The 21,891-nt window shown below is 64.0% G+C and carries 16 protein-coding genes; 8 read left to right on the top strand and 8 right to left on the bottom strand.

The features are described from left to right. Positions 1-7 precede the first annotated feature (7 nt). Positions 8-814: a GNAT family N-acetyltransferase gene (locus JOE62_RS15480; protein ID WP_204723056.1), complete on the bottom strand. Its 807-nt coding sequence runs from the start codon at positions 812-814 to the stop codon at positions 8-10. A 92-nt stretch (positions 815-906) separates the two neighbouring features. On the opposite strand from JOE62_RS15480, the gene fdhD reads away from it, so the two are divergent. Next, on the top strand, positions 907-1,734 hold the full coding sequence (fdhD, locus tag JOE62_RS15475; RefSeq protein ID WP_204723055.1) for a formate dehydrogenase accessory sulfurtransferase FdhD: 828 nt from the start codon (positions 907-909) through the stop codon (positions 1,732-1,734). A gap of 58 nt (positions 1,735-1,792) precedes the next feature. After that, on the top strand, positions 1,793-4,114 hold the full coding sequence (locus JOE62_RS15470) for an FdhF/YdeP family oxidoreductase (protein ID WP_204723054.1): 2,322 nt from the start codon (positions 1,793-1,795) through the stop codon (positions 4,112-4,114). A gap of 54 nt (positions 4,115-4,168) precedes the next feature. Here the strand turns inward: JOE62_RS15470 and JOE62_RS15465 are convergent, their stop codons facing one another. Next, entirely contained in the window at positions 4,169-4,501 is a 333-nt protein-coding gene (locus JOE62_RS15465) for a hypothetical protein (protein WP_204723053.1), read from the bottom strand. 29 nt (positions 4,502-4,530) lie between these two features. Here JOE62_RS15465 and JOE62_RS15460 point away from each other — a divergent pair, with 29 nt between their 5' ends. Beyond that, positions 4,531-6,012, top strand: coding sequence for a nucleobase:cation symporter-2 family protein (locus JOE62_RS15460; protein WP_128469324.1), 1,482 nt, complete (start codon positions 4,531-4,533; stop codon positions 6,010-6,012). Positions 6,013-6,081: 69 nt separating this feature from the next. Here the strand turns inward: JOE62_RS15460 and JOE62_RS15455 are convergent, their stop codons facing one another. Next, the gene (locus JOE62_RS15455; RefSeq protein WP_204723052.1) at positions 6,082-6,972 is read right to left on the bottom strand and encodes an SPFH domain-containing protein; all 891 of its coding nucleotides are present in this window, start codon (positions 6,970-6,972) and stop codon (positions 6,082-6,084) included. Between the two features lie 134 nt (positions 6,973-7,106). Between JOE62_RS15455 and JOE62_RS15450 the strand changes: the two genes are divergently transcribed. Continuing rightward, complete coding sequence (locus tag JOE62_RS15450) at positions 7,107-8,096, top strand: aldo/keto reductase (protein ID WP_204723051.1); 990 nt, start codon at positions 7,107-7,109, stop codon at positions 8,094-8,096. A gap of 22 nt (positions 8,097-8,118) precedes the next feature. Here JOE62_RS15450 and nirB read toward each other — a convergent pair whose 3' ends face one another. Continuing rightward, positions 8,119-10,734 (bottom strand): nitrite reductase large subunit NirB, encoded by a 2,616-nt coding sequence (gene nirB / locus JOE62_RS15445; protein WP_204723050.1) that lies wholly within the window; start codon positions 10,732-10,734, stop codon positions 8,119-8,121. 148 nt (positions 10,735-10,882) lie between these two features. On the opposite strand from nirB, the gene JOE62_RS16370 reads away from it, so the two are divergent. Both JOE62_RS16370 and JOE62_RS15435 read left to right on the top strand, forming a co-directional pair. Next, on the top strand, positions 10,883-11,470 hold the full coding sequence (locus JOE62_RS16370; RefSeq protein ID WP_239543430.1) for a nitrite reductase (NAD(P)H) small subunit: 588 nt from the start codon (positions 10,883-10,885) through the stop codon (positions 11,468-11,470). A 391-nt stretch (positions 11,471-11,861) separates the two neighbouring features. Continuing rightward, positions 11,862-12,422 carry a dihydrofolate reductase family protein gene (locus tag JOE62_RS15435; protein ID WP_338085807.1) on the top strand — a complete coding sequence of 187 codons (561 nt, stop codon included), beginning with the start codon at positions 11,862-11,864 and terminating at the stop codon, positions 12,420-12,422. Between the two features lie 42 nt (positions 12,423-12,464). On the opposite strand, the gene JOE62_RS15430 is transcribed toward JOE62_RS15435, so the two are convergent. From JOE62_RS15430 to JOE62_RS15415, 4 genes are read right to left on the bottom strand one after another with little or no spacing between them, the layout of a single operon-like run. Beyond that, complete coding sequence (locus JOE62_RS15430) at positions 12,465-13,955, bottom strand: FAD-dependent oxidoreductase (protein ID WP_204723049.1); 1,491 nt, start codon at positions 13,953-13,955, stop codon at positions 12,465-12,467. Beyond that, positions 13,952-16,087, bottom strand: coding sequence for a molybdopterin oxidoreductase family protein (locus JOE62_RS15425; RefSeq protein WP_204723048.1), 2,136 nt, complete (start codon positions 16,085-16,087; stop codon positions 13,952-13,954). Before JOE62_RS15425 ends, JOE62_RS15430 begins: the two co-directional genes overlap by 4 nt. A gap of 1 nt (position 16,088) precedes the next feature. Then, entirely contained in the window at positions 16,089-17,465 is a 1,377-nt protein-coding gene (locus JOE62_RS15420) for an MFS transporter (protein WP_204723047.1), read from the bottom strand. Between the two features lie 17 nt (positions 17,466-17,482). After that, positions 17,483-17,725 carry a hypothetical protein gene (locus JOE62_RS15415; protein WP_204723046.1) on the bottom strand — a complete coding sequence of 81 codons (243 nt, stop codon included), beginning with the start codon at positions 17,723-17,725 and terminating at the stop codon, positions 17,483-17,485. 331 nt (positions 17,726-18,056) lie between these two features. On the opposite strand from JOE62_RS15415, the gene JOE62_RS15410 reads away from it, so the two are divergent. Then, the gene (locus JOE62_RS15410) at positions 18,057-19,559 is read left to right on the top strand and encodes a xanthine dehydrogenase small subunit (protein ID WP_204723045.1); all 1,503 of its coding nucleotides are present in this window, start codon (positions 18,057-18,059) and stop codon (positions 19,557-19,559) included. Beyond that, a complete protein-coding gene (gene xdhB / locus JOE62_RS15405; RefSeq protein ID WP_204723044.1) occupies positions 19,556-21,889 on the top strand; it encodes a xanthine dehydrogenase molybdopterin binding subunit in 2,334 nt (777 codons plus the stop codon). The genes JOE62_RS15410 and xdhB overlap by 4 nt, the downstream gene beginning before the upstream one ends. Positions 21,890-21,891: the final 2 nt, after the last annotated feature.

The following is a 21,891-nucleotide window of genomic DNA, read 5'->3' as shown; positions in this document are numbered from 1 at the left end:
GAAGCGGCTAGCTTCCGGTTGCCGCGCGCTTCCAAATGTAAGGGGTCGTGGTGGAAACCTTCACCAGGCCCTGGCGCTCAAGAATCGGGCGGGAATATTCGGTGCTGTCGCTGTGCACGTACTTGCGGCCCATGGCGATCGCGCTGCGTGCCAGGGCATCGACCAGGGCCCGGTAGGCACCGCGTCCGCGGTATTCAGGCAGCACGCCGCCTCTCCAGAGGCCTGGGAATTCGGTGCCGGCCACCGACTCCAGACGGCCCGCACCCGCCATCCGCCCCTCCAGCCAGGCGACCCACAGTTCCATGCCGTCATTGCGAGCCATGCGTGAAATCAGGGCTTGGGTGGTGGCGGGATCGTAGGGTTCGCCGAAGGCCTGGTCGACCTTGCGGCACATTTCCTCAATTTCTTCTGCAGCGCTTACACGCCGCAATTCCAGCCTAGCCGGGCCGGGGTCGCCACTGGGCAATGCCTGCAGCGGTCCGATCATGATTGGTTCGCTCTCCTCGGCATTGAATCCCAATGCTTGCAAGCGCTCGGGCAGACCGGGTGCATGGTCGTGTCCGCGGTTCTTGAATTCCACCTTGGCGATCTGCGGCTGCGCCGCGAAATGCTCCAGTGCTGCTCCAGCCAGCTGGGTCAAGGTTTGCGGTTCTTTTCCGTTGAAATGCGGATAGGTGAGGAAACCGCGCCCATTGGCGTAGGTGGCCAGGCGCAGCGGACCGAGCCGGGTGATGGACTGGGCGCACGGAGTCTCGGCATCGATGCGCAGCTGCTCGTCGTAGAGCCTGAGGAGGCGGTCGCGATCGGTCTGCATCTGCATAGTTTACGGCCGTTGCCCCTCCACTTTGCCTCCTCTGGCCAACGGTGCCACACTCGGGGGATAAGGACAGCAGGCAGGAGATTTTCATGGGCCGCAAGATCGCGCGTCGCCGCATCGTCAGGGCAACGCTGGAGGGCTCGCGCGTGCGCGAGGAGAAGCTGGCCGGCGAGGAGCCGCTGGAGATCCGCTTCGGCCGCACCTCCTACACCACCTCCATGCGCACGCCGGGCGACGACTTCGACATGGTCACCGGCTTCCTGGTGGGCGAGGGCATCATTTCCGCTCCCGAGCACCTGATCTCCCTGCGCTACTGCTCCGGCACCGACGAAGCGGGCAACCAGACCTACAACGTCATCGAGGTGCAGCTGGGCCCGGCAGCAAAGCACCCTGATCTGCTGGCCGCCCGCAACGTGGTCACCAGTTCCGCCTGCGGGATCTGCGGGACCAACTCCATCGACGCGGTGCGCAAGAAAGCCGCCTTCGCGCCCGCCCCGGAGGCCGGGCAGGTGGAGCTGGAAACCCTGCTGGGCCTGCCCGACGCCCTGCGCGAATCGCAGCAGCTGTTCTCCTCCACCGGGGGTGTTCACGCGGCCGGGTTGTTCTCCGCCTCCGGGGAGCTGCTGATCCTGCGCGAGGACGTCGGGCGTCATAATGCCGTGGACAAAGTCATCGGGGCTGCCCTGCGCGAGGGGTTGCTGCCGCTGGGCGACGCCGTCCTCCAGGTCTCCGGGCGTGCCTCCTTCGAGCTGGTGCAGAAGGCCGCGATGGCCGGAATCCCGGTGCTGGCAGCCGTCAGCGCGCCCTCGTCGCTGGCCGCGGATTTGGCCGAGGAATCAGGCCTGACGCTCGCTGCGTTCTCCCGCGGACGCAGCGTGAACATTTATACACATGCGCATCGGGTAATCACAGCGTAGCCTTGTAATATGTGAGCTGGATATCAGTCCCGCCCGCGCCAGCAACCAGGAGGGTCTCATGCATCGCTCGGCACCCAAGAAAGACATCAATGAAGATGATTTGAAGGTCAGCGAACCAAAGCACGCCGCCGCTGGCCTCAAAGCCGTGATGGTATCCATGGAGCGCGGCTTCGCCGAAGCCGGCCCGTCGCGCACCCTGCGCTCGATGCTGCGCGTCAACCAGCACGACGGTTTCGACTGCCCGGGCTGCGCCTGGCCCGAATCCATAACCGGAAAGCGCAAGCCCGCCGAATTCTGCGAGAACGGCGCCAAGGCCATCGCAGAGGAAGCCAGCGCCCGCACAGTCACCCCTGAATGGTTCGCGCGGCACTCCATCGAGGACCTGCGCGACAAGACCGAATACTGGCTGGGCTCGCAAGGCCGGATCACCACCCCGATGATCATCCGCGAAGGGGACACCCACTACTCGCCGATCAGCTGGGCCGAGGCCTTCTCGACCATTGGCGAGCACGTCAATGCGACCACCCCGGACAAGTGCGTGTTCTACACCTCCGGGCGCACCGCGAACGAGACCGCGTTCATGTACCAGCTGCTGGCCCGCAGCCTGGGCACCAACAACCTGCCCGACTGCTCGAACATGTGCCACGAGTCCTCCGGAACGGCGCTGAACCCGACCATCGGCATCGGCAAGGGCACCGTGTCGCTGGAGGACTTCGAGCACACGGATCTGATCTTCGTGGTGGGGCAGAACCCCGGCACCAACCACCCGCGCATGCTCTCCGCACTGTCCGACGCGCGCAAGCGCGGCGCCCGCGTGGTCGCAGTGAACCCGCTGCCCGAGGCCGGCTTCTTCGGCTTCAAGGACCCGCAGACCGTGGGCGGCATGCTGGGCAAGGCGGACCCGATTTCCAGCGACTTCCTGCAGATCAAGGTCGGCGGCGACCTGGCCCTGTTCCAGGCGTTCGGCCACCTGCTGCTGGAAGAAGAGAAGAAGAATCCGGGCACCGTGGTGGACCACGAGTTCATCGCCGCGGTGACCGACGGCTTCGAAGCCTACAAGGATGCGCGCGCCACCTTGGACTGGGACGCCACGGAAAAGGCCACAGGCCTGACCCGCACCCAGATCACCGAGATCGCAATGCTGCTGGCCGAGTCCAAGGCCACCATCATCTGCTGGGCGCTGGGGCTGACCCAGCAGCCGCACTCGGTGCCGACGCTGAAGGAAATCATCAACCTGCTGCTGCTCCAAGGCAACTTCGGCAAGCCCGGCGCCGGCGCCTGCCCGGTGCGCGGCCACTCGAATGTGCAGGGCGACCGCACCATGGGCATCTGGGAGAAGCCCACCGAGCAGCTGCTCGCCGCCTTGGATGCCGAATTCGGCATCGAATCCCCGCGCGCCCATGGCTACGATTCCACCGAAGCGCTGCACGCCTTCGAAAAGGACGAGGTGGATGTGTTCGTGTCCATGGGCGGCAACTTCGCCCTGGCCAACTCGGACACCGAAGCCCTGGAAGCCGGAATGCAGCGCGCCAAGCTGACCGTGCACATTTCCACCAAGCCCAACCGCTCGCATGTGGTGCACGGCAAGACCTCGCTGATCCTGCCGACCCTGGGACGCACCGACAAGGACGACAAGCACCCCACCGGTGCGCAGTTCCTCTCCGTGGAGGACTCCATGTCGGTGATCAAGTCCACCCGCGGCCGGCTCACCCCTGTCTCGGACCACCTGCTGGCCGAACCGGTCATCGTCGCGCGCATGGCCCAGGCCATCCTGGGGGATAACCACCCGGTGAACTGGCGGGCGATGGCCGAGGACTATGACGTGATCCGCGACCACATCGAGAAGGTGCTGCCCGGCTTCGAGGACTTCAACCGCCGGGTGCGCGACAAGAACGGCTTCGTGCTGCCCAACCCGCCGCGCGACACCCGCTCCTTCGCCACCGATATCGGCAAGGGCCGCTTCACGGTTTCGGAATTCGAGGCCTTGGAAGCCCCCGAGGGCCACCTGATCCTGCAGACCATGCGCAGCCACGACCAGTACAACACCACGTTCTACGGGCTGGATGACCGCTACCGCGGAATCAAGGACGGCCGCCGCGTCATCCTGATCAACCCGGAGGACCTGGCCGAGACCGGATTCAGCGACCGCGACCTGGTGGACGTGATTTCCACCTTCGCCGGGACCGAGCGCCGGGCCAACCGTTTCCGCCTGGTGTCCTACCCGACCGCCAAGGGATGCGTGGCCGCCTACTACCCGGAAGCCAACGCGCTGGTGCACCGAGATCTGGTGGCCCGCGAGTCCAATACGCCGGGCTTCAAGGCGATGATGGTGCGCTTCGTCGAGCACACCCAGCAGCCAGGGCGCACGCTGGACAGCTAGTTTCAAAGTGGCGAAGCCACGGTCGGGGGAAATCCATCCCGGCCGTGGCTTCATTCAGTTCAGCCGCTGTCGCCAATTCTTCTTGCGGCTCAGAGCAGTGCCGAGCCAATGGTCGGGCATTTGGATATCCGGCTGGAAATTCTGCGTCCAGCAACGCTCGTAATTGATGGTCGTTTCGGATTCATCTGGTAATCCTGCGACAGGATGTTCCGAGGGAATAAGCGGGACAGTGAGTTCAAGATGGACTGCCAGCATCAGCAGCAGCGGTAACGCCGCGCGGCCCACTGGCAATGCAAACTGCATCACATCAAGCGCTTGCCATAAGCGCTTGGATTTCTTATTGCGACACAATATAAAGTGTTCGGCGCCCTGACCAAGGTGCGCCAATCCGCAGTCCACCGAAGAGGAAATCCCCCATGAGTGCTGCCCGCAGCAATGCCGCTGAGAGCATCAGACCCGAAGACGAACGCCTGCCCGCTGCGAAAACCGTGGCCTACGGTTTCCAGCATGTGCTGACCATGTACGGCGGCATCATCGCCCCGCCACTGGTGATGGGCGGCGCCGCGGGCATGGACACGGCCGAAATGGGCGTGCTCGTTGCCAGCTGCCTGTTCATCGGCGGCCTGGCCACCATCCTGCAAACCCTGGGCGTGCCGTTCTTCGGTGCCCAGCTGCCGCTGGTCCAGGGCACGTCCTTCTCCGGCGTGGCCACCATGATCGCCATCCTCAACGGCGGGGGAGGCATGCCGGCAGTGTTCGGAGCGGTGCTTGCCTCGGGCGCCATCGGCATCATCATCGCCCCGTTCTTCGCCAAGCTGCTGCGCTTCTTCCCGCCGGTGGTCACCGGCGTGGTGATCACGATCATCGGCGTTTCGCTCTTCCCGGTCACCGCCGACTGGGCCATGGGCGGCGCCGGCGCCGGGGATTCCTACGGTTCGCTGGAGAACATCGCCCTGGCCGCCATCACCCTGCTGATCCTGCTGGCCTTGTCCAAGTCGGGCGTCCCTGCGCTTTCGCGCCTGTCGATTCTGCTGTCCATTGCGCTAGGCACCCTGGTGGCAGTGTTCATGGGCATGGCTGATTTCTCCCAGGTGCTCACCGGAGACATCTTTGCGGTGCCGACGCCTTTCGCCTTCGGCCTGCCGGTCTTCGAGATCGGTGCCATCATCTCAATGATGATTGTCATCCTGGTGACCTACACCGAAACCACCGCGGACATGCTCGCCGTGGCCGAGGTGACCGGGTCCAAAGTGGATTCGCGGCGCATCGCCAACGGCCTGCGCGCCGACATGCTCTCCTCCACGGTCGCCCCGGTCTTCAACACCTTCACCCAGTCGGCCTTCGCGCAGAATGTGGGACTGGTGGCGATTACCGGTGTGAAGAGCCGCTTCGTGGTGGCCGCCGGCGGCGGCATCCTGGTGGTCCTCGGCCTGCTGCCGGTGCTCGGCCGCGTGGTCGCCTCGATCCCTTCGCCGGTGCTGGGTGGTGCCGGCGTGGTGCTGTTCGGCTCCGTGGCCGCGGCAGGCATCCGCACCCTGTCCAAGGCCAAGGATGACAACATGAACATGCTGATCATCGCAACCTCGCTGGCCTTCGGCTGCATCCCGATGGTCAAGCCTGATTTCTACGCCGAATTCCCTGCATGGGTGAGCACCATCTTCCAGTCAAGCATCTCCTCCGCCACCATCATGGCCGTGCTGCTGAACATCATCTTCAATGAGCTGAACTGGGGCAAGAAGGAAACCTCGCTGCGTACTGTCTACAAGTACCAGCTGGCCGGGCTCGAAGACGGCGACCGCCTGATCGACGGGAAGCTGTACGACTCGAAGGGCCTGGAAATCCAGGTCATCTCGGAGCAGCCGGGCCACGCCGGCGACCGTCCGATGCCGCAAGGCTAGCGGAAGGACCCAGCCTAGACAGCCAAACGCCCCAGTTCAATGAACTGGGGCGTTTGGACGTGAAAGGCTTTACTGGCTGGAGTCCTTCTGCTTGTCACCGGTCATGGTGATTGGCTGGACGCCTGAGTTGGGGAAGCAGCCAATGGGGCTCTGGCCGGACTCGGCGACGATATCCAGGCACTTGGACGTCAAGGTCTCCGGGGTCAGCGAGCGTTCTAGGATCTTGTTGGCTTCGGCTTCGGCTTCGCTGGTCTGCTTGCGCTGCTGGGCCACACGGGTCTTGGCGGTTTCCGCCTGCAGCTCGTTGATGCGGTTCTGCGTCGGCTCATCGAAATTGATGATCGGCAGGGTGACCGAGCGGATCTCGATCTGGGTCTTGACCTTGGCCTGCATCTTTTCCTGCACGGACTTCGCCAGTCCCTCCAAGTCCTGGCCGCCGCTGGCGGGTTCGCCGTATTCCAGCGGATCGTAGGTGGCCATGACCTCATTCAATGCGGCACGGAAGTTGCGATCGACCAAGTTGGACTGGATGCCTTCGAAGGTGCGGTAATCCAGGAAAACGTCCATGGCATCATCGGTTTTCAGCTGCCACTGGATGGACGCATCCACATCGGCGCGGCCGTTGTTGCCCAGTCGGACCGGGATGGCGCTGTCGGCGGAGTAGACATCGTTCTGCACCGAACCGTCCAGCTTCTCGACCTTTTCCCATGGCCACTTCAGGTGGAAGCCGTTGCTGACCACGGAGGTCGGCTTGCCCAGCGCGACCTTCACGCCGACGGTGCGTGGCTGCACGATGGTGGTGGACATGATGGCCAAGACGATCAGGGACACGACGAAAACGGTGATTCCAGTGAAGCGCGTGGCAGCACGGTTCTTGTTTTCCGGCTTCATGGCCTTGCCGGCAAGCAGGACAAGCAATCCTGCGATGGCGCAAAGGACGGTAATGATGGTGGGGAACATGATCTCCTCGATGACGTGATGGTATTCAATATTCTATCGTTTAGATAATTGAGAACCGATTTGGACACGGCAACGCGTCGAAGGAGATTTTGCCATCCCAGGGAAATCGTGCTGCGCAAACTAGAATTGTTGGCATGCAACAACGAGAACTTGGACGTACCCACCGCAACGTATCGGCCATTGGCCTGGGCACCTGGCAGCTCGGCGCCGACTGGGGGTCAGTCGATGAAGCCGACGCGCTGGCCGTGCTTGATGCCGCCTATGACGCCGGGGTGAACTTCTTCGACACCGCCGACGTGTACGGGGATGGCCGCAGCGAGCAGCTGATCGGCACCTGGCTGAAGGCCAACCCGGATGCGGACATTACCGTCGCCACCAAGATGGGCCGCCGCGTGGAGCAGGTGCCCGAGAACTACAACCTGGACGCCTTCCGTGCTTGGAACGACCGTTCCCGCAAGAACCTCGGCGTGGACACACTCGACCTGGTCCAGCTGCACTGCCCGCCCACCCCGGTGTACTCCAGCGATGAGATTTACGATGCGCTGGACAGCATGGTGGATGAGGGCCGGGTCGCGAACTACGGCGTTTCGGTGGAAACCGTGGACGAGGCGCTGACGGCGATTGCCCGTCCGAACATCGCTACCGTGCAGATCATCATCAACGCCTTCCGCCACAAGCCGCTGGACACCGTGCTGCCGGCAGCCCGCGAAGCCGGTGTAGGCATCATCGCTCGTGTGCCGTTGGCCAGCGGACTGCTGACCAACCGCTACACCCTGCAGACCGAATTCGCCAAGGACGACCATCGCAACTTCAACCGCGATGGTTCCTCCTTCGACGTCGGCGAGACCTTCTCCGGCGTGGACTACGCCACCGGCCTTGAAGCCGCTGGCGAGTTCGCCAAGCTGGCTGCCGCCGAGGCACCGGAGGCAACCAGTGCGCAGGTGGCATTGGCCTGGCTGGCCGCCCAGGACGGGGTGAGCACCATCATTCCCGGCGCCCGAAACGCTCAGCAGGCCCGCGCCAACGCGGCAGCCGGTTCGCTGCAGATCTCCGAGGGCTTCAACGCCTCGGTCCGCGATCTCTACGACGCCAAGCTGCGCGCGCAGATCCACCCGCGCTGGTAGCAGCGCGGGTGGGAAACAGCTCCTAGTTCCGCGGCGCCCCGACCGGGATGCTGGCACCTAGTGCCACCGGCTCGGCGGGGCGCTGCTGCCCCCGCTCCGAAACGTATTCCAGCGCGGTATCCGGAGCTGCGGTGTTCACGAAGGAGCGGAAACGCTTGAGCTTCACCGGGTCGGCCAGGGTCGCCGCCCACTCGTCCTCGTAGTTGGCCACGTGGGCTTCCATGGCATCTTCCAGCTCCTGTGCCAAGCCCAGCGAATCATCGATCACCACCTGCTTGGCGCGCTCCAGCCCGCCATCCAGGTCCTGGAGCCAATGCGCGGTACGCTGCAGCTTGTCCGCGGTGCGGATGTAGTACATCAGGTAGCGGTCGATGTACTTGAACAGCGTCTGCTCATCCAGGCCTCCTGCAAGCAGCTGGGCATGCGCCGGGTTGGCGCCGCCATTGCCGCCCACATACAGGTTCCAGCCATCGGTCGTGGCGATGACGCCGATATCCTTGGCGCGGGCCTCGGCGCATTCGCGGGCGCAACCCGATACGCCCATCTTCAGCTTGTGCGGTGCGCGCAGGCCGCGGTAGCGCAGCTCCATCTCGATGCCCAGCGCGGTGGAATCGAGCATGCCGTACCGGCACCAGGATGAACCCACGCAGGTCTTCACATTGCGCAGCGACTTGCCGTAGGCCTGGCCGGATTCGAAACCGGCATCCACCAGCTCGCGCCAGATCTCCGGCAGCTGCTCCAGCCGGGCGCCGAACATGTCGATGCGCAGGCCGCCGGTGAGCTTGGTGTACAAGCCGTACTTCTGCGCCACCGCTGCGATCACGCCCAGCTTTTCCGGGGTGATCTCCCCGCCCGGGATGCGCGGGACCACCGAGTAGGTGCCGTCCTTTTGCATGTTTGCCAGCACGCGGTCGTTGGTGTCCTGGGCACCGGCAAGTCCTGCATCCATCGGGTGCACGCTGGTCTGCGAGGAAAGGATGTTGGCGATGACCGGCTTGCAGATATCGCAGCCCTTGCCGGTGCCGAAACGCTCCATCACCTCGGTGAAGGTCTGCAACCCGGCCACGCGGATGGCTTCGTAGAGTTCCGGGCGGGAGAAGGAAATATGCTCGCACAGGGCGGTGGATACTTCAGCTCCGTCCTTGAGCATCTGCGCTTCCATGAGCTTCTTGAGCATCGGAACGCAGGATCCGCACTGGGTGCCGGCACGGGTGCACGCCTTCAGCCCGGAAACGGTAGTCACCGGAGCCTCGCCCTCGAAGCAGCCGCAACCGGAGACGGCATCGCGAATGGTACCGGCGGTGACCGAATTGCAGGAGCACAGCACCGCGTCATCGGGCAGTTCGCCCTCCGGCGCCTCGCCGCCCAATGCGCTGAGGTAAGCTCCTGGCTCGCCGGGCAGTTCCCGGCCGAGCAGCGGACGCAATGACTGGTACGGGGTGGCATCTCCCACGAAGATGCCGCCGAGCAGGGTCTTGGCGTCGGAGGAGACGACGAGCTTCTGGTACAGGCCGCGCGGGGCATCAGCGTAGACCACTTCCAGTGCCCCCTCGGCGCGGGCGAAGCCATCGCCGAAGCTGGCGACGTCCACCCCGGAGAGCTTGAGCTTGGTGGCGGTGTCGAAACCGGCGAATTCGGCGTCACCGCCGGCCAGCTGCTCGGCAACGATTTCCGCCATGGCGTTGGCCGGTGCGACCAGGCCGATGCAGAACCCCTCGTAGTTCGCGACCTCGCCAATTGCCCAGATGTGCTCGATATCGGTGGCGCAATGCGAATCGATGACCACGCCGCCGCGCGGGCCCATGCCGAATCGTGGTGCCTGGCTGCCGGCCTCGTCCAGGGCCGCGTTGTAGTTGCGGATCAGCTCGTCGCGGGGACGCACGCCGATCGACACGATGACCATGTCGGCTTCTATCACGCGTTCATCTGCCATCAGCACTCCGGTGACTACCGGGCTGCCGGAGTCCTGGCTGGTGAGGATTTCCTGCGGGAAGACCCCGTTGTGGACGGTGAATCCGGTCTGCTCAATGAGCCGGCCCATGGCTTGACCGGCACCTTCATCAAGCTGGGTGCCCATCAGCCATTTGCCGCCGTCAATGACTACAGCTTCTGCCCCCAGCGCCTGGGCACCTGCTGCGGCTTCCAGCCCGAGCAGTCCGCCACCGATGGTAGCCACTACCGGGGCGCGGCCCAGCGTGGTTGACAGTTCCTTGACCTTCTCAGCGATGGACCAGACATCTTCCAACGTGCGATAGACGAAGGTGTGCTCGTTACCGGCAATTGGCAAGGTGGCGGCGTTGGAACCGGTGGCGAGCACCAACTCGTCATATCTGAAGGTGCGTCCATCTTCGGTGGCGACCGTGCGCTGTGCACTGTCGATAGCCACGGCCTTTGCGTTGGTTTCCAAGGTGACATGCTCTGCTGCCCACAGCTTCGGATCGCCGAGGGTGAGATCGACCCCGGGGTTGGTCAACGCTTGGGAGAGCGCCACACGGTCGTAGGGGAGGTGGGTTTCCTCGGTCAGTACCGTGATGTGCAGATCTTGCGGTGCGCGGCTGGCCAAGGCTTCGGTGAAGCGGTGGGCTGCGGGGCCGCCGCCAATGACCAGGATGTTGCGTGCAGTGTGTGGTGTACCCATGATCTATTTCGACTTTCGCTGGGAAACGGTGAGTTTCTGGCTGATGAGACAACTGTAGAAAGTTCGTTTTGCACGGCAATTACCCTTGTGTTTCGGTCGGCGCAATTCTCTCCACCATGAGTCACTTCCCTAGTGAAGGCGCTGAAACATGAACGAATCATTCGGCAAGGAATTCGATTTCTCCAAAGGAAGGCAACATCAAAATCCGGCGGAATTCCGGCAGGATTTTCGATTCACGTCGATCGAAATTGCTGTTAGTGATGCTTTACCGACCAGCAATCGCGTTGGGCATCGAGCGAAACATGCGGCTTCTAAGCTCGATTTGTCAGCGAAAACCAAACACCAAGGACTGGGAATCATGAGCACGCAAATCGAAGAAGGCACAAGTGAAGCTACGTTGAGCTTGGAGCCGCTGTGCCGCAGCGCAGAGCTGGAGCGCGGATGGGGAGAAGCGCTCTGGCTCGAGACCACGCAGCTGGCCCTTTTCCGCACCGAAGAAGACGCCTTCTTCGCAACCTCGCATCATTGCCCGACCAGCGGCGCGAAGGTCATGGCCCGTGGAATTCTGGGGGACACCGTGGTCGATGGCGATTCCGTGGCCACGGTAGCTTGCCCGCTGCACAAGGAAGTGTACCGACTGGATACCGGGGAATGCCTGAACGCCGATTCGCTGCCGCTGCCGGTGCAGCGGCTCATGGAAATCGAAGGACAGCTATGGATGGAGCAGATCAAATGAGCATCAAATCTGAGTGCAGCCTGAACGTGGAACATTCGGCCTGGCAAGGCTGGTTCGAAATCCTCGACGAGACGGAATCGCTTGCAACCAATTAGCTCCAGCCAGCGTACTGTCCAGCAACGGGGCGGAAGACCAAGACAACCCGCATCATCAACTAATCGCAGGGACGAAAGCCAGAGGCTTTCGTCCCTGCGTCATTTGGCAGCGTGCAGCATCCGGTTAGGAGCAAAGATGCCAGCAGGGTGGGGCCACGGACGTAGGCAGCCACAGCTGCGCGATGCTCCGCAACGGGGGTCTAGCCAGCGCACCAGCGGCTGCCCTAGGTGGCACACGTAGCAACGCGGTCGGCTCGCTGGATTCCCGGCCGTTTATCGTTGACAGCCTTTCCCTGGTGAAAAGGATCGAAGCAATAGCAACTGTGATTATCCACGCGACCATCACCTTCGATGGGTATCTCGCTGATGCTGAGGGCGGGGTGGACCGGATGTTTGGCCGTCCGTCCGCCCCCGAAGATGATGGGGTCGTTGCCTTGGTCATGGAGACGATCGGAGCCATTGTCGACGGTGCGAATCGGAGGCAAACGATCGAGGAGGGCGAAATCCCTTATGGAGGGATACTTCAGGTCCCGGTATACCTGATGACTCATACAGCCACTGAGCCGGTGGTACGCGACGGCATCACCTACACCTTCGTTGTTGATGACATTGCAGGCGCAGTGGAATCAGCCAAGCAGGATGCCAAAGACGGTTTTTTCAGCTTATTGGACGGGAAAATATCGCGGCAGTGCCTTGCCCTGGGATTGGTCGACGAGCTGCACCTGGATATCGCCCCGGTATTGCTTGGCGGTGGCATATCCTTGTTCGAAGGTTTGGGGCAGCATATCGAGCTGGAACGCATTCAGACTTCGGCTTTCGCTAGCGAAGTGCATCTGGCGTACCGGGCGCTTCGCTGATCAGCTCTGCAACGTACCAGGAGCCGACAGCCCTCAGGGTCGTTATGCCACGGCGGGAGCGTTGGCCAGCAGTTCCTCGATTTTCGCTTTGCACCCTCCGCATCCGGTACCCGCGCGGCAGCTTTCACCCACCTGCGCGACGGTGGTGCATCCGGCGTCCACCGCATGGGACACCTGGCCGTAGGTGGCACCCGAGCAACGGCAGAGCTGGTCTTCATCGCTGGGGATCGCAGAGATTTGTTCAGTTGCCGGATCATCCAGCCGCAGTAGGGTCGAACGATCTTCAGGAAGCGCGGTACCGCGCTCATAAGCCAGCGCAAGTTCGGCGCTGGCTTGTGGCAAGCCCATGGCCAGGAACCCGGTGACGGCATCCTTGCGGGTGACGATCTTGAGATAGCGTCCGCGCGCAGGATCCGCGTAAACGGTTGCCTGCAGGTCTGAGTCGTCCCAATACCCGGCGCTGATATCGCCGGCCGCGGTTACCTCGATGCCTTGGCCCTTGAGCATCAGCACATCGGACGCGGAGAAGTCCGGGGCAGGAAGCGGTTCGGCAGGTCCCGAACCAAACAGCTGCGAAAAGTACTGGGACAGCCATGCGGCCTGGGCCCATCCCGGGGCCAGCAAGCCAACCGGCGGCTGCCCGGCTACTTCGGCGCAGTCACCCAAGGCAAAAATTCGTTGCTCGGTGTCGGCGCAGAGGAATTCGTCGGTCTTGATGCCACGGCCTACGGTCAAACCGCAGCCGGTGGCCAGCTCGGTTCTCGCCCGAACACCGGTGGAAATGAGCAGGGCGTCAGCTTGGACCAGTCCGTGGGTGGAGGTCATCAGCCCGGCGAATTCTTGCTCATCCTTTTGAATGCCAGTGGCCTTCACTCCGGAGATCACCTCGACACCGGCGGCGCGCAGATTCTTAGTCAGCAGCGCTCCGCCGTCGGCATCCACAACCCGTCCCAAAGGTGCAGGACCATGGTGCACCAGCACCGGTTGCGCCCCCGTAGTGGCAATCGCCAAGGCGGCTTCGATGCCCAACACGCCGCCGCCTAGAACTGCAATGCGCCGGCCGGCACCGAGCGATTCCCGCAGCTGATGGGCATCATCCACCGTGCGGAGGGCAAAGACCCCGGCAGGCAGGGAAGTTTCCGCATGCGGATCGAAGTTCAGGCCGTTGAGCGTCGGGACTACAGCCCGGGCACCGGTGGCGAAGACCAGACGGTCATAGGAAATATGGCCAGCGTCCTGCAGGTGGACCCGGCGTCGCGAACGGTCGATGCCGGTAGCCCGCACACCCAAGCGCACCTCGACTCCGGCATCTGCCAGCCGTTGCGGATCCACCATGCCCAGATGCTCGAGCTCGGCGGCTCCCACGGCCAGCTCAGCGAGCAGCACGCGGTTGTAGGCCAGATGATCTTCGGCGCTGATGACGGTGATGGCGCACTGGCCGGAAGCCGCCGCGGGCAGCAGCCCCTCGACGAGGGATGCGGCGACGGGGCCGAAGCCGATGATGACGATGCGTTGCGGGCGATGCTCGGTCATTGTTCCTCTTCCACAGTGTTCAGCGAAACATGGGCGTGCTTGAATTCAGGCATCCTGCTGTGCGGGTCAACCTTGGCCTCGGTCAGCAGGTTCGCGGTTCCCGACGCCGGGTAGTGGAACGGCAGGAAGACCGTGTCCAGCCGGGCATCAGCGGTCAGCAGCGCCCGGGCGGTCACCTCACCGCGTTCATTGCTGATCACGACCTTCTGTCCCTGGACAATCTGGTGCGCCAAGGCGGTTGCCGGATGGATTTCAAGCATTGGTTCTGGTGCGGCGTGGGCCAGCTCGGGAACACGGCGGGTCTGCGCGCCGGACTGGTAGTGCTCCAGCAGCCGGCCGGTCACCAAGGAGACGGCAGAGCTGTTCTTCTTCGGTGCCGGCTGGAACGCCACCGGAACCAGCACCGCACGCCGATCTGCGTGGGCAAAGCCGTCAAGGAACAAGCGCGGGGTGCCGTTGCGGATGCCGGGTTCGGCCGTCACCTCGGTACCTGCAGGACAGGGCCAATAGATGGCGGCACCGGCATCGAGATCATCCCAATGCACCCCCGAGTAGTCAGCCAAGCCGCCGGCTGACGCTTCTTTGAGTTCTTCGAAGACTTCCCGCGGATCGGGGGAGAAGCGGCCGGGAGCGTCCAGCCGCTGGGCAAGCTGGGAGAGGATCCACAGTTCGCTGCGCGCATTTCTCGGTGCCTCCAAGGCGGCGCGCCGGCGCAGGATCCGGCCCTCCAGGTTGGTCATGCTGCCTTCCTCTTCAGCCCATTGCAGCACTGGCAGCACCAGGTCCGCCTGCGCCGCGGTTTCCGAAAGGAAGAAGTCGCAGACCACCAGGAAATCCAGGCTGGCCAGTGACCTGCTCACGTTCTTGGCATCGGGTGCGGAGATCACCGGGTTGGCCCCGTGGATCATCATCATGCGCGGACCGGTTGGGGTGCCCAGCGCTTCGAGCAGCTCGACGGCGGGAAGCCCGGGACCGGGGATGATTTCCGGGTCAACGCCCCAGACGCGGGCCACCTGCGCGCGATGTTCCAGGTCGGTGATCTTGCGGTAGCCGGGAAGCTGGTCGCACTTCTGCCCGTGCTCGCGGCCGCCCTGCCCATTGCCCTGTCCGGTGATGGTGCCGTAGCCGCCTGCCATAGTTCCGGGCAGGCCGAGCAGCAGGGCGAGGTTGATTGCGGCGGTGACCGTGTCGGTGCCGTTGGCATGCTGTTCAATGCCCCGGCCGGTGAGGATGTAGACCGGCTTGCCGCCGGTCTTCGCTTCGCTGGACGCCTGCGCCAGGGCCCGGGCGGTGCGCCGGATCTGTTCGGCAGGAACACCAGTGACCTGGGCGGTCCGTTCCGGCCACCAGCCGGCCAACGAGGCTTTCACCGCGTCGAAACCATTGGTGCGGGCGGCCAGATAACCGGTGTCGACCAGGGACTCCGCCACCAGCACGTGGGCTAAGCCCAGCAGCAGCGGCAGGTCGGTGGCCGGGGTGGGCTGCAGGTGCCAGCCGGCATTATCTGCGCAGAGCTTGGCCGTTGCCGAACACCGTGGATCAACCACCACAAGCCCGCCATTCTCGCGCGCCCCGGCCAGATGCCGGACAAAAGGCGGCATAGTGTCGGCCACGTTGGAACCGAGCATCAGGATCATCCCGGCTTCATCCAGATCCGCCAGCGGGAACGGCAAACCGCGGTCCAACCCGAAGGCGCGGTTGGTGCCCGCGGCAGCCGAGGACATGCAGAACCGGCCGTTATAGTCGATGCGCGAGGTGCCCAGGGCCAGCCGGGCGAACTTGCCCAGCAGGTAGGCCTTCTCGTTGGTCAGCGACCCGGAACCGAAAACCGCCAGGGCATCGGCTCCGGATTCCTCCCGGATGACCCGGGCCTTGTCTGCCACCAGATCCAATGCCTGCTCCCAGCCGATCGGTGCAAGGCTGCCATCGGCTTGGCGGAGCATAGGTGCCTGCAGGCGTTCGGGATGATCCAGCAGCGTCGCGGCGCTGTACCCTTTCCGGCACAGCGCCCCGCCGTTGGTTTCGAAGTCGCGGCCCTTCAAGCTCACCGGCTCAGGGGCTTCGGCGTGCGTGCTGCGTTCGAGGGTGATGCCGCACTGCAGGGCGCAGTAGGGGCAATGGGTGGCGGTCATCCTAGACACCGTGCTTCGCGAAGCGGGTGCCGGGCCGCGCATAGGTGAACCATGCGGTGGCCATGAGCAGCAGGTAGGCGGCGATGAAGATGATGAATGCCGCGGTGTAGGCTCCCGTCGTGGAAACGGACAGGCCCAAGGCTTGCGGAATCAGGAAGCCGCCGTAGGCGCCGATGGCCGAGATCAATCCGAGTGCGGCAGCAGCCTTGCGGGAAGAATCCACTTGTCCGGACTGCTGTCCCTGGCCGCTCAGGGCAAAGACTGCCGGGATCATGCGATAGGTCGAGCCATTGCCGATGCCGCTTGCGGTGAAGAGCAGCAAGAACAAGGCGAGGAAGACCCAGAAGTTCGCCCGGGGCAGGCTGATCACCAGTGCGGCGGTAATCAAGGCCATGGCCGCAAAGGTGGCCACGGTGATGCGTGCGCCGCCGAGCTTGTCGGCGATCTTTCCGCCATATGGGCGAGCCAGCGAGGCGACCAGCGGGCCGAGGAAGGCCAAGGTGATGGTGGCGGTGCCCAGCGGCAAGGCAGCGTATTCGGGGAAGGTGTCAACGATCAGCTTGGGGAAGACTGCCGAGAATCCAATGAAGGAGCCGAAGGTTCCCACATACAGTGCCGAGATGACCCACAGGTGCTTTTCCTTCAGGCAGGCCACCGCGCCGCGGATATCCGAGCGTGCCGATGACAGATTGTGCATGTACTTCCAGGCGCCCCACGCGGCGAGCAGAATCAGCGGGATCCAGAGCAACCCCGCCAGCGGGAGCTGCAGCGCTCCGGCGGCGAACACCGTGACAATGACCGGCACGAGCAGCTGGGCGACGGCCGCGCCTAGGTTGCCGCCGGCAGCGTTCAGCCCCAGCGCCCAGCCCTTGCGGGCGGCCGGGTAGAAGTAGGTGATATTTGCCATCGAGGAGGCAAAGTTGCCGCCGCCGAAGCCGGTCAGCGCTGCGAGGCTGAGCATGACCCAGAACGGCGTGGACGCATCGGCCAGCGCGAGCGTTATGCCGCCGGCAGGAATCAGCAGGAGCAATGCGGAAATCACTGTCCAATTGCGTCCGCCGAACCGGGCGACCATGAACGTGTAGGGGATGCGCAGGGTCGCTCCGACGAGGCTTGGGATGGAGATCAGCCAGAACAGTTCGGTGGTGCTGTAGTTGAATCCGGCGGCCGGGAGATAGACCACGATGATGGCGAAAAGCTGCCATACGCTGAAACCGAGGAACTCGGCGAAGATGGACCACTTGAGGTTTTGGCTGGCTACCGCTGATCCTGTGTGCTTCCAGAAGGCAGGATCCTCCGGGGTCCAATTGCTGACCCAGCGTCCCGGCTGGATGTCCAGTGCCTGCGATGTTCCAGGTGCTTCTAGCTGTGCGCTCACGCTACCCGATCCCTTCTCTAGCGTTTGATGCTTCTGAGCTTTTCAAATCGGTATTTCACCGAGGTGCTCATGTTGTTGCGCCGAGGGGAACTTAATTTCACCTGAGGGATCGGGGAGTCGATAGGCGGCTGTAACGTGTTGGAAACCCGGCTGTGGCCCGAGCAGATCCGCGAGATCAACTCCAAGCGGTTCTCCAGCGCCATGCCGGCGTTGCCCACATCGAATACGAAGCCGATGGCCAGTTCAGTTGCCACCGGCATCGGCGCTGGGCTACCTGGAATACCTCGCCGGAGAGCCCAAGGCACCCCTACTGGCCTGAGCCGATACGGGCTATAGTAAGGATCCATCGAGGTGGCCTGGATCACCTTGAAGAGTTGGATGCATGTTGTACATCCGAATTCTGGAGGGCAATCATGGGCGGATGCCGCGCCTGGTCCAAGGGCCAGATCGCGCACGGACACTAATCACGCCGCGGCATGCGGCGGCACCTTGCCGAGCCTTGAATCGCCGGCAGGTAGCCAGATCCCGACCAACATCCAATTCATACATGGTGCGTCCGGCGATACCCTGGGCGCAGGAGGTGTCAGCGGCATGAGCGCCGAGGCAACGCAAGAGACAAAATGCCTGATAACCGTCAACGGGACGGCCCGGGAATTCGACGGACCACCGCGCGCCAACGCGCTGGATTTCCTGCGCGGGCAGCAGCTGACCGGATGCAAGGAAGGCTGCGCCGAAGGCGAATGCGGCGCCTGCTCCATCCTGGTCGCCCGCAGCGACGGGGAGGGCAGCAGGTGGACCGCAGTCAACGCCTGCCTGTTGCCAGCCGCATCCCTGGACGGCCAGGAAGTGATCACCTCCGAAGGGCTGGGCAGCGTCGCGGACCTGCACCCGGTGCAGGCAGAGATGGCCAACCGCGGAGGATCCCAGTGCGGATATTGCACCCCCGGTTTTGTCTGCTCCATGGCCGCGGAATACTACCGCCCCGAGCGGACCTCCAATCCCGCAGTCAGCGCGGAGGACGGCGGCGAGCACGACTACGGACCCAATGGCTTCGATCTGCACGCGCTGTCGGGGAATCTCTGCCGCTGCACCGGATACCGTCCGATTCGCGACGCCGCCTACGCGCTGGGCGAGCCCGAGGAAGATGACCCGCTGGCCGTCCGGACACAGCGCAGCGCCCCGGCCCCGGTCGCCACGGACATCCAGCGCGCGGACACCCCCACCGGGGAACTGGGCCGGTTCCGCCGGGCCACGGACCTGGAATCGGCTCTGCAGATCCTGGCTGATGAACCTGACACCGTGCTGGTGGCCGGGGCCACCGACTGGGGCGTGGAAGTCAACATCAAGGAAGCCCGCGCCCGCTCGGTGCTGGCCATCGACCGGCTGCCCGAACTGCGCCAAATCCACTGGGGCGAGCAGTACCTGGAGCTCGGCGCAGGCTGCACGCTCAGCGAGCTGGAATGGAAACTCGCCGGACGGGTTCCGCTTTTGGGCAAGCTCTTCGGGCAGTTCGCTTCCCGGCTGATCCGCAATAGCGCCACCCTAGGCGGGAATCTGGGCACCGGCTCGCCCATCGGAGACACCCCGCCAGCGCTGCTGGCTCTGGAAGCGCAATTGGTGCTCACCAGCATTCGGGGCAACCGGATGGTGGCGCTCGCCGAGTACTTCACCGGTTATCGGCGGACCGTGCGGGAGCCGGGGGAGATGATCACCGCGATCCGCATCCCGCTGCCGTTGGCCGAGCTGACCAGCTTCCAGAAGATCTCCAAGCGGCGCTTCGATGATATCTCATCGGTGGCCGTCGGCTACGCGTTGACGGTGGATGACGGCGTGATCTCCAAGGCGCGGATCGGGTTGGGCGGCGTGGCAGCCACCCCGCTGCGTGCCCGGGCCACTGAAGCGATGCTGGAAGGCAAGGAATGGGACCTGGACACCATCCGGGCCGCCGCACGGACCATGGGCCAGGAAGGCACCCCGATGGATGACCACCGGGCCAGCGCCAATTACCGCAAGGCCATGCTGGCCTCCTCGCTGGAACGGTTCTATGCCGAGCAGCTCGCGCACTCGGGTACAGGAGAGGAGCAGAACTCATGAGCCAGCTATCCCAACGCCCCGATAACGCTGTGGTCGGCCAGCGCCACCGCCACGAATCAGCCGCCGCGCACGTCACCGGCACCGCGCTGTATACCGATGATCTTGCGCAACGCCTGGCCGGGGTGCTGCATGCCTACCCGGTGCAGTCCACGTGCGCCCACGCGAAGATCCTGGGCCTGGATGCCAGTGCGGCGCTGGATGTGCCCGGGGTCGTCCGGGTGATCACTGCGGCAGATATTCCCGGGGTCAATGACCAGGGCGCCAAGCATGACGAACCGCTGCTCCCGGTGGACGAGGTGATGTTCTTCGGGCAACCGGTGGCATGGGTCCTGGGTGAAGACCTGGAAGCGGCGAAGGCCGGAGCCAAGGCGGTGAACGTCGACTATGAGCAGCTGGATTCTCTGATCACCATCAAGGAGGCCATCGCGGCCAACAGCTTCCACGGCATCCAGCCCGAGATCGCCAAGGGGGACCCGGAGGCAGGCTTCGCGCAGTCGGCCCATGTCTTCGACGGAGAATTCGAATTCTCCGGACAGGAGCACTTCTACCTGGAAACGCAGAACTCGCTGGCCATGGTGGATGAGAGCGGACAGATCATGATCCATTGCTCCACCCAGCATCCCACCGAAACCCAGGACATTGTCTCGCATGTGCTGGGCATCAGCGCCCATGAGGTGACCGTGCAAGTGCTGCGCATGGGTGGCGGATTCGGCGGCAAGGAAATGCAGCCCCACGGCTATGCCGCGCTGGCGGCTCTGGGTGCGGTGCTCACCGGGCGTCCGGTGCGGGTGCGGCTGGACCGCACCCTGGACATGACCATGACAGGCAAGCGCCACGGTTTCCATGCCACCTGGAAAATAGGCTTCGACGAGCAGGGCAGGATCCTCGCCCTGCAGGCCCAACTGACAGCTGACGGCGGGTGGAGCCTGGATCTATCCGAACCGGTGCTGACCCGCGCCATGTGCCATATCGACAATTCCTATTGGATCCCGAACATCAAGGTTTCCGGACGCATCGCCAAATGCCATAAGACCTCGCAAACAGCGTTCCGCGGCTTCGGCGGTCCTCAGGGCATGCTGGTCATGGAAGACATCCTGGGCCGGGTGGCCCCGCAGCTGGGAATGGACCCCAAGGAACTGCGCCGCCGCAACTTCTACACCGAAGGCCAGGACACTCCCTACTACCAGCCGGTGAGGCATCCCGAACGGCTGGAAGCCGCCTGGAACCAGGTGCTCGATTCGGCAGCCATCGCCGCGCGCGAGCAGCAGATTGCGCAGTTCAACGCCACCCATGAACACGTCAAAAGAGGATTGGCCTTGACCCCGGTGAAATTCGGCATCTCTTTCAACCTCACCGCCTTCAATCAGGGTGGGGCCCTCGTACTGGTCTACAAGGACGGTTCGGTGCTGGTCAACCACGGCGGTACCGAGATGGGCCAGGGCCTGCACACCAAGATGCTGCAGGTGGCCGCCACCGCCCTGGGCGTGCCGCTGTCCATGGTGCGCAACGCGCCAACGCGCACCGACAAGGTGCCCAACACCTCGGCCACCGCGGCCAGCTCGGGCAGCGACCTGAACGGCGGGGCGGTCAAGGATGCGTGCGAGCAGATCCGGGGACGGCTGGCTCAGGTGGCCGCCGGCATGCTCGGGGTTCCGTCCCGGGATGTCCGCTTCGGCGGCGGCCGGGTCGCCGCGCTGGGCAAGGGCGAATCCCTGGAATGGGCGGACGTGGTCAAGAACGCGTATTTCGACCGGATCCAGCTGTCGGCTGCCGGCTTCTACCGCACCGAGGGGCTGCATTGGGACCTGTCGCGGATGACCGGCAGCCCGTTCAAGTACTTCGCCTACGGGGTGGCGGCCAGCGAGGTGGAAGTCAGCCGCTTTGACGGCTCCTACGTGCTGCGCCGCGTGGATATCGTCCATGATGTCGGGGACTCCCTCTCGCCGCTGGTGGATTTGGGGCAGATCGAGGGCGGGTTCGTGCAGGGCACCGGCTGGCTGACCTTGGAGGACCTGCGCTGGGACACCTCCGATGGGCCGGGCCGGGGACGGGTCGCCACCCAGGCCGCGAGCACGTACAAGATCCCGAGCTTCTCCGAGATGCCCGAGATCTTCAACGTCAGCTTGCTGGACAAAGCCCATGAGGAAGGCGCGGTCTACGGTTCCAAGGCTGTGGGGGAGCCGCCGCTGATGCTCTCCTTCTCGGTGCGCGAGGCGATCCGGCAGGCGGTGGCCGCATTTGGGCCCGCCGGATGCTCCGTGCAGCTGGCGTCCCCGGCAACACCGGAAGCGGTGTTCTGGGCGATTGAATCGGTGCGGGAGGGGCAGTAGCC

The organism is Glutamicibacter nicotianae (assembly GCF_016907615.1).
In the GTDB taxonomy this organism is placed as follows: Bacteria; Actinomycetota; Actinomycetes; order Actinomycetales; family Micrococcaceae; genus Glutamicibacter; species Glutamicibacter nicotianae.
This window is presented reverse-complemented; position numbering and strand designations above follow the sequence as displayed.

Bases quoted from the DNA above. Each gene is read 5' to 3' on its own strand.
- JOE62_RS15480 (WP_204723056.1), bottom strand. From the start codon at position 814: ATGCAGACCGATCGCGACCGCCTCCTCAGGCTCTACGACGAGCAGCTG.
- JOE62_RS15430 (WP_204723049.1), bottom strand. From the start codon at position 13,955: ATGACCGAGCATCGCCCGCAACGCATCGTCATCATCGGCTTCGGCCCC.
- JOE62_RS15410 (WP_204723045.1), top strand. From the start codon at position 18,057: ATGAGCGCCGAGGCAACGCAAGAGACAAAATGCCTGATAACCGTCAAC.
- JOE62_RS15425 (WP_204723048.1), bottom strand. From the start codon at position 16,087: ATGACCGCCACCCATTGCCCCTACTGCGCCCTGCAGTGCGGCATCACC.
- JOE62_RS15415 (WP_204723046.1), bottom strand. From the start codon at position 17,725: ATGCCGGTGGCAACTGAACTGGCCATCGGCTTCGTATTCGATGTGGGC.
- JOE62_RS15455 (WP_204723052.1), bottom strand. From the start codon at position 6,972: ATGTTCCCCACCATCATTACCGTCCTTTGCGCCATCGCAGGATTGCTT.
- JOE62_RS15450 (WP_204723051.1), top strand. From the start codon at position 7,107: ATGCAACAACGAGAACTTGGACGTACCCACCGCAACGTATCGGCCATT.
- fdhD (WP_204723055.1), top strand. From the start codon at position 907: ATGGGCCGCAAGATCGCGCGTCGCCGCATCGTCAGGGCAACGCTGGAG.
- nirB (WP_204723050.1), bottom strand. From the start codon at position 10,734: ATGGGTACACCACACACTGCACGCAACATCCTGGTCATTGGCGGCGGC.
- xdhB (WP_204723044.1), top strand. From the start codon at position 19,556: ATGAGCCAGCTATCCCAACGCCCCGATAACGCTGTGGTCGGCCAGCGC.
- JOE62_RS15470 (WP_204723054.1), top strand. From the start codon at position 1,793: ATGCATCGCTCGGCACCCAAGAAAGACATCAATGAAGATGATTTGAAG.
- JOE62_RS15460 (WP_128469324.1), top strand. From the start codon at position 4,531: ATGAGTGCTGCCCGCAGCAATGCCGCTGAGAGCATCAGACCCGAAGAC.
- JOE62_RS16370 (WP_239543430.1), top strand. From the start codon at position 10,883: ATGAACGAATCATTCGGCAAGGAATTCGATTTCTCCAAAGGAAGGCAA.